At 64.7% G+C, this 3,062-nt stretch carries 2 protein-coding genes; both read right to left on the reverse strand.

The genetic code is table 11. From position 1 onward, the window contains the following. Positions 1 to 18 precede the first annotated feature (18 nt). The gene (locus AC1DMG_RS21285; RefSeq protein ID WP_477181072.1) at positions 19 to 1,107 is read right to left on the reverse strand and encodes an aromatic ring-hydroxylating oxygenase subunit alpha; all 1,089 of its coding nucleotides are present in this window, start codon (positions 1,105 to 1,107) and stop codon (positions 19 to 21) included. 71 nt (positions 1,108 to 1,178) lie between these two features. Next, a complete protein-coding gene (locus tag AC1DMG_RS21290) occupies positions 1,179 to 3,002 on the reverse strand; it encodes a DEAD/DEAH box helicase (RefSeq protein ID WP_477176483.1) in 1,824 nt (607 codons plus the stop codon). Positions 3,003 to 3,062: the final 60 nt, after the last annotated feature.

A 3,062-nucleotide genomic window follows, 5' to 3' on the forward strand; every position in this document is an offset into this window, starting at 1 on the left:
GTGCGGCGAGCATGGTGTTCAGGCTTGGACGAGCGATTCGCGATACGCGCGTCGCACCATCTCGTGGAAGTGATGCACGGCATTCTCTCTCAGCGGATTGAGCCGGCCCGCTTCGTACGAGCCCGACGCCAGGCCGCGCTGCACGTCCTCGCAAATGGTCACGTCCTCATCCTGCACTTCGTCGCTGAACTCCACATCGCGTGCGCGACGCGCATGCGCGGCATCGCTGTCATCGGCTGGATAGTAGAAATCAAATTCCACCCGGCAGCGATCCACGCCCAGCGGCAATACGCGATTGGTCTGCAAACGCGAAGGCAGGATGTTGAGCATGGTGTTGGGATGAATGAAGTAATACAGCGCTTCGCCGCTGCMGTACAGGTCGCCGGCGCTTTCCAGCGGGCTGTACTGGAACGAATACCACGGCGCCGTTTCGGTGATGTAGCTGCGATAGTCGAGCAGGCTGTTGAGGCCGGGATGGATGTGCGGCACGTGGTAGCCCTCGAGGTAGTTGTCCACGTAGACCTTCCAATTGCACGCCACCTCGTAGCTGGCGCGGTGATGAAACACGTAGTCTTCCAGCGAACGCGCCGGCCCCAGGCGTTCGTCGATGCCGGCGACCAGCTCCGCAAACGGCGGCGCCTCGCCAAGGGCGACAAACACCAGGCCCTGCCATACCTGCACCCGCACTTCAGGCAGGCGGATATCGGAGGGATTGAAGTCCTGCGTGCGGCCCATCTCCGGCGCGCCGCGCAGCACGCCGTCGAGCCCGTAGGTCCAGCCGTGATAACGGCAACGCAGCGCCTTCGCGCCCTTGCCATCGCAACTGGCGATCGGTCCTGCCCGATGGCGGCAGACGTTGTGGAAGGCGCGGATCACGCCGTCTTCGCCGCGCACCACGATCAACGGCAGGCCGGCAATCTCGGTCACCACGTGATCGCCCACTTCGGGCACCTGCGAGCGGTGGCAGACCAGCTGCCAGCTGCGCGCAAAGATGGCGCGTGCATCCAGCGCCAGCATGCGCGGGTCGGTGTAGAAGCGCGCGGGCAGGGTCAGCGCAACCTCGAGGGGTTGCGGTGCCAGAACGGATTCGTCGAACAGATCGCGCATGGACATCACATCGGCAGCGGTTTGCCCGAGTATCGGCCCGCACACGCCCCCGTGGAAGAGGGCGGGCCGCTTCAGGCGCTCGCCAGCTGCTGTTGCACGTCGTTGATGGAGTTGCGGATGCGCTGGCTGAAGATCGAATCCTCGTGGTGAATCAGCACCAGTTGCTCGGTCGCACGCGTCATCGCCACGTAGAGCAGGCGTGCCTCTTCCGCCTCGTTTTTGCCGGGTTTGGGCAGCGAGCCCAGGCCGGGGATGATCACCAAGGGAAATTCCAGGCCCTTGCTGGAATGCATGGTCACCAGCTTCACGGTGTCGTCCACCACGAACAGCGAGCTCTTGCCATTGCCCTCGGCGAGCTGGCTGGCAATACCGGCACGCTGCAGCGCTTCCTGCAGCTTTTCGCCTTCCCAGCTGTTGCGGAAGATCACCGCCATGTCCGACAGCGGGCGACCCGCACCCAGCTCATCGCGCAGCCGCTGGATGATCGCCGGCAGCTGATCCTCCTGGCGCTCCACGCGGATCAGCTCGGGCAGGGCACCGCGACGCCCGGCGCTTTCCGGTGCGATCAGCGGCACGCCGTCGTCATCGTCGCTGCGGCCCAGCAGCAGTTCGTTGGCGAAGCCGCGCGCCACCGAGAGGATTTCCAGCGTGTTGCGGTAGTTGAGCTTGAGGATGGTGGTGCGGCCCTGTGCCTGCACGCCCAGGCTTTTCCAGCTGAGCTTCTTGCGATTGGCCTGGCCGTAGATGTTCTGCGCGTCGTCGTACAACACCAGCAGCGAGTTGGTGTTGGGATCGATCATCTGCACGATGAGCTTGTACCACTCGGGCTCGAAATCATGGCCTTCGTCGATCAGCACCGCGCCGTACTGGAAGCGCGGAATCTGYCCGCTGTCCACGCCCGCGATGACGGCCGGCGGCAACGCTTCGGCGAAATGCGGGCCGTCTTCGGGCAGGGGCACGTGGTAGGCCGTCAGCATGCTGCGGCACCACTTGTGGAAGTTGTACACCTGCACCTTGTCGCTGAGGCCGCGTTCGCCCATCAGTTGTTCAAGGCGCTCGGCCAGCGTTTTGTTGTAGCACAGCACCAGGATCGGCTTGGACAGCGCACGCGCCAGTTCCATCGCGCGAAAGCCCAGGATCATGGTCTTGCCCGAGCCGGCCACGCCGTGAATGATGCGGTGCTCGTCGCCCAGCGAGCGGGCCAGCAGCTCCTGCTGCGCGTCCATCACCTTGATCAGATCCGGAATCGCCAGCTTGGTCGAGCTGCTGCTGGCGGAGGCGAACAGGCCGAACTGGCCCTCGCCGGGCTCCACGCGGATTTCCGGAAACAGATGCCAGCGCACGCGATCGATCTGCGGCAGCGTGAGCGCGGTGGGGAAGACCTGCGGAAACATCGCCCACAGGCGTTCCTGGAACGCTTCGGACTCCACCGATTCGTACATCTCGTCCTGGCAGATCACCAGATGGGCGGGGATCACCGCTTCGAGCTGTCCGGCCTCGAACTGCTTGCGGCTGATATTGGCCAGCACCACGCCGTAGCCCCACGGCATCAGCAACTTGCCCTCGTAGGTGTGGCCGGGCGGATGGCGCAGCGCCGGGTCCTGCGCCAGCACTTTGTAGATTTCGTTGGCGCCGTCGCGCGCCTGCATCAGCGGGTTGTGTTCCTTCACGCTGCTGCTGCCGGTGATCAGTGTGAACAGGGTGCGGTCGGCCTGCTGGATGGTGCCCGGCTTCCAGTCCTTCACTTCGAGCACCAGCAGGCCGCGGCGCGGATGGAACACGATGAAATCGGGGCGGCGCTGCCTGGGGCCGATCGCCACGTCGTACCACAGCAGGTAGTCGTCCTCGAGCTTCTGCTCCAGGCGCTCGGAGAAGCGCTTCTCGCCGCTGGTCATCTGCGGCAGGCTGCTGTTGCGGGAGGGGATGAGCGTCGCCAATGAGAGCCTGCCTCGTGC

It is taken from the genome of Dyella sp. 01N36, assembly GCF_056399745.1.